At 72.2% G+C, this 4801-nt stretch carries 4 protein-coding genes; all 4 read left to right on the forward strand.

Annotation, left to right across the window (positions count from 1 at the left end):
- Positions 1 to 72: 72 nt before the first annotated feature.
- Positions 73 to 1707 carry a glucose-6-phosphate isomerase gene (locus tag IJH84_RS21655; RefSeq protein WP_200069754.1) on the forward strand — a complete coding sequence of 545 codons (1635 nt, stop codon included), beginning with the start codon at positions 73 to 75 and terminating at the stop codon, positions 1705 to 1707.
- Entirely contained in the window at positions 1704 to 3239 is a 1536-nt protein-coding gene (gene zwf, locus IJH84_RS21660; RefSeq protein ID WP_200069755.1) for a glucose-6-phosphate dehydrogenase, read from the forward strand. Before IJH84_RS21655 ends, zwf begins: the two co-directional genes overlap by 4 nt.
- A complete protein-coding gene (opcA, locus tag IJH84_RS21665) occupies positions 3236 to 4228 on the forward strand; it encodes a glucose-6-phosphate dehydrogenase assembly protein OpcA (protein WP_200069756.1) in 993 nt (330 codons plus the stop codon). The genes zwf and opcA overlap by 4 nt, the downstream gene beginning before the upstream one ends.
- Positions 4225 to 4801: 6-phosphogluconolactonase (pgl, locus tag IJH84_RS21670; protein ID WP_295148294.1), on the forward strand; the 577-nt coding region annotated here is incomplete at its 3' end. The genes opcA and pgl, both read left to right, overlap by 4 nt.

The raw sequence follows: 4801 nt of genomic DNA on the forward strand, positions 1-4801 counted from the left end.
CGCTCCGGCGATGTCCCGACAACCACCGCAGCCGTCGCCGAACGTCCGATCATCGAGAGCACAAGGAAGCAGATGGCAACCGAAACTTCAGTCGAGATCGCAGACGAGGGCCTGGCGGGCGAATCCCGGCCGCTGGCCGCGGACCTCACCGCCGACGCGGTTGCGAGCAAGCTGGCGGCGGGCGACGCCACGCTGTGGGGCGCGGAAGCCGAGGACGAGGCGTCCATCCGGCTGTCCTGGACGACGCTGCACGAGAGCTCCCGCCCGCTGGTCGCCGAGATCGAGGCGCTGCACGCCGAGCTGCGGTCCGAGGGCCTGGACCGGATCGTGCTGGCGGGCATGGGCGGCTCCTCGCTGGCACCGGAGGTGATCACCGCCGCGGCCGGGGTCCCGCTGACGGTGCTGGACACGACCGATCCGGGGCAGGTCGGCGACGCGCTGTCCGGCGACCTGGACAGCACCGTGCTGGTGGTCTCGTCGAAGTCGGGCAGCACGGTCGAGACCGACAGCCACCGCCGCATCTTCGAGGCGGCGTTCACCGCGAACGGAATCGATCCCGCAACCCGCATCGTGGTGGTCACCGACCCGGGGTCACCGATGGAGTCCGCCGCGCACGAAGCGGGCTACCGGCGGGTGTTCACCGCTGATCCGCACGTGGGCGGGCGCTACTCCGCGCTGACCGCGTTCGGGCTGGTCCCTGCCGGGCTGGCGGGCGCGGACATCGCGACGCTGCTGGACGACGCGGCCGCCGCGTTCCGGTCGGTCAGCATCGATGACGCGGACAACCCGGCGACCCGGCTCGCCGCGGCCTGGGGCGCGGCGCACGGACGCGGCGCGGAGAAGGTGGTGCTGGCCGACGGCGGCTCCGGCATCCCCGGTTTCGGCGACTGGGCCGAGCAGCTGATCGCCGAGTCGACCGGCAAGGAAGGCACCGGCCTGCTGCCGGTGGTCGTGGAGAACGCCGACGCTCCCGGTTTCGCCGACGCCGGGCCGGACGCCACGACCGTCGCGATCGGCGGCCAGGTCGCCGGCGCGCAGCTGGTGACCCGCGGCCCGCTGGGCGCGCAGTTCCTGCTGTGGGAGTTCGCCACCGCGCTGGTGGGGCGGCTGTTGGGCATCAACCCGTTCGACCAGCCCGACGTGGAAGCCGCGAAGCAGGCCTCCCGCGCGCTGCTGGACGGCCCGGCGGGCGGCCCGGTGACGACTCCGTCGCTGGTCGACGGCTCGATCGAGGTGTACGCCAGCGGTGAGTGGTTCAGCGCCGGAGTCGGCACCGTCTCCGAGGCGCTGCGCGCGTTCGTGAAGTCCGCGCCGAGCAGCGGCTACCTCGCGGTGCAGGCGTACCTGGACCGGCTGGACGACGCTTCGGCGGCGGTGCTGCGGCCCGAGCTGGCCCGCCGCACCGGTTCGCAGACGACTTTCGGGTGGGGTCCGCGCTTCCTGCACTCCACCGGGCAGTACCACAAGGGCGGCCACCAGAACGGCGCGTTCCTGCAGATCACCGGCGAATCCGAGGAAGACCTGGACGTCCCGGACCGGCCGTACTCGCTGGCGGTGCTGCAGCGCGCGCAGGCGCTGGGCGACGGTCAGGTCCTGGCCCAGCACAGCCGCCCGGTGCTGCGGCTGCACCTGACCGACCGGGCCGCGGGCCTGGTCGAGCTGGTCAAGGCCGTGCAGGACCTGCAAGACGAGAGGGGTGGGGCGTGAGCTCCCAAGATCTCCCGCGCAACCCGCTACGGGATCCACGCGACAAGCGGCTGCCGCGGATCGCCGGGCCGTCCGGCCTGACGATCTTCGGCGTGACCGGGGACCTGTCCCGCAAGAAGCTGATGCCGGCGATCTACGACCTGGCCAACCGCGGGCTGCTGCCGCCGGGCTTCGCGCTGACCGGGTTCGCCCGGCGGGACTGGGAAGACCAGGACTTCATGCAGGTCGTCTACGAGGCGGTCAAGGAGCACGCGCGCACGCCGTTCCACGAGAGCGTGTGGAACCGGCTGGCCGAGGGCATCCGCTTCGTGCCGGGCTCGTTCGACGACCCGGCCGCGTTCGACCGGCTCGCCGAGACCGTCAAGCAGCTCGACAAGGAGCGCGGCACCGGCGGCAACCACGCCTTCTACCTGTCGGTGCCGCCCTCGGCGTTCCCGACGGTGCTGACCCAGCTGTCCCGTTCCGGGCTGACCGACCAGACCCCGGACCAGTGGCGCCGGATCGTGATCGAGAAGCCGTTCGGGCACGACCTGGAAAGCGCCCAGGAGCTCAACGGCATCGTCAACGACGTCTTCCCCGAGGAGTCGGTGTTCCGCATCGACCACTACCTCGGCAAGGAGACGGTGCAGAACATCATGGCGCTGCGCTTCGCGAACCAGATGTTCGAGCCGCTGTGGAACGCGCACTACGTGGACCACGTGCAGATCACGATGGCCGAGGACATCGGGCTCGGCGGGCGCGCGGGCTACTACGACGGCATCGGCGCGGCCCGCGACGTGATCCAGAACCACCTGCTGCAGCTGATGGCGCTGACCGCGATGGAGGAGCCGGTCAGCTTCTCGCCGCAGGACCTGCGCGCGGAGAAGCTGAAGGTGCTCTCGGCGACCAAGCCGGTCGGCCCGTTCGCCGAGACCACCGCGCGCGGCCAGTACACCGGCGGCTGGCAGGGCGGTTCGCTGGTGCCGGGCCTGCACGAGGAGGGCGGGTTCAGCTCGGACTCGACCACCGAGACGTTCGCGGCGATCACCCTCGAGGTGGAGAGCCGCCGCTGGGCCGGCGTGCCGTTCTACCTGCGCACCGGCAAGCGGCTGGGCCGCAGGGTCACCGAGATCGCGGTGGTGTTCAAGCGCGCCCCGCACCTGCCCTTCGACGACACCATGACCGAGGAGCTCGGGCAGAACGCGCTGGTGATCCGGGTGCAGCCGGACGAGGGCGTGACGATGCGCTTCGGTTCCAAGGTGCCGGGCACCTCGATGGAGGTGCGCGACGTGACGATGGACTTCGGCTACGGCCACGCGTTCACCGAGTCGTCCCCGGAGGCCTACGAGCGGCTGATCCTGGACGTGCTGCTCGGCGAGCCGTCGCTGTTCCCGGTCAACGCCGAGGTCGAGCAGTCCTGGAAGATCCTCGACCCGGTGCTGGACTACTGGGCGGCGCACGGGACGCCGGAGGACTACAAGGCGGGCACCTGGGGACCGCCGTCGGCGGACGAGATGCTCAACCGAACCGGACGTGCCTGGAGGCGACCGTGATCATCGACCTGCCTTCGACCACGACTTCGCAGGTCAACAAGAAGATGGTCGAGCTGCGCGAGACCGGTGGCGCGGTCGCGCTCGGCCGGGTGCTGACGCTGGTGATCGTCACCGGCGACGGCGCGGAGACCGAACCTGCCATCCAAGCCGCCAACGAGGCCAGCCGGGAGCACCCGGCGCGGGTGATCGTCGTCGCGCGCGGCGCCAAGGAGGCCGCTCCGCGGCTGGACGCCCAGATCCGCATCGGCGGCGACGCCGGTGCCTCCGAGGTCGTGGTGCTGCGGCTGTACGGGGAGCTGGCCGATGAGGGCGCCGGTTCGGTGGTGCCGCTGCTGCTGCCGGACGCGCCGGTGGTGGCGTGGTGGCCGCACGACGCGCCGGAGAGTCCCGGCGCGGATCCGATCGGGCAGCTGTCGCACCGCCGGATCACCGACGCCGCGGCCGAGGACGACCCGATCGCGACGCTGCAGACGCGGCTGCGTTCCTACACCGAGGGCGACACCGACCTGGCGTGGACGCGGCTGACCTCGTGGCGGGCGATGCTGACCGCGGCGCTGGACCTGCCGCCCTACGAGGCGATCACTTCCGCGGTCGTCAGCGGCGCGCCGGATTCGCCGTCGACCGATCTGCTCGCGGCTTGGCTGGGCGCCTACCTGAACGTGCCGGTGCAGCGCGAGGAGCACCCGCGCGGGCCGGGCATCGTCTCGGCTGAGCTGCGCCGCCCGTCGGGCTCGATCAAGATCCTCCGCCCGGACGGCAAGGTCGGTACGCTGACCCAGCCAGGACAGCCGGATCGCCGGATCGCGCTGCAGCGCCGCGAGGTGCGGGACTGCCTCGCCGAGGAGCTGCGCAGGCTGGACGCGGACGAGATCTACGAGGCGACCTTGGGCGGCCTGGCAGGTATCCGCCGCGGCGCGGAGCCCGGACCGGACGAGCACCCGGAGCAGCAGCACGAGCAGCCCGCGGAAGCGGTGGAAGGCAGCGCATGACCCAGCACCAGGTCGTCGTGCACGACGACGGCGATGTCCTCGCGGCCGCGGCGGCCGCCCGGCTGATCACCCGGATCGTCGATGTGCAGTCGGTGCACGGGGTCGCCTCGGTGGTGCTCACCGGCGGCCGCACGGGTATCGGGGTGCTGGAGCAGGTGCGGGTCTCGCCCGCGCGGGAGGCCGTGGACTGGGCGGCCGTCGACTTCTACTGGGGCGACGAGCGGTTCCTGCCCGACGGCGATCCGGACCGCAACGAGACCCAGGCCCGCGAGGCGCTGCTGGACCACGTCGGCGTCACGCCGGAGCGGGTGCACCCGATGGCTCCGTCGGACGGCAGGTTCGGCGCGGACGCGGACGCGGCCGCCGCGCACTACGCGGAACTGCTCGCCACCGTCGCGGAGGCGTCCGCGGACTTCCCGGCGCCGCGGTTCGACGTGCTGCTGCTCGGTGTCGGCGAGGAAGGCCACACGGCTTCGCTGTTCCCGGACACGCCTTACGTGCGCGAGTCCGAGCGGCCGGTGGTGGGCGTGCACGACTGCCCGAAACCCCCACCGACGCGGATCTCGCTGACGC

The sequence above is a fragment of the Saccharopolyspora sp. genome (assembly GCF_017434145.1).
Lineage (GTDB): Bacteria > Actinomycetota > Actinomycetes > Mycobacteriales > Pseudonocardiaceae > Saccharopolyspora_C > Saccharopolyspora_C galaxeae.

Excerpts from the sequence above, each read along its gene's own strand:
- IJH84_RS21655 (WP_200069754.1), top strand. The coding sequence starts at position 73 with ATGGCAACCGAAACTTCAGTCGAGATCGCAGACGAGGGCCTGGCGGGC.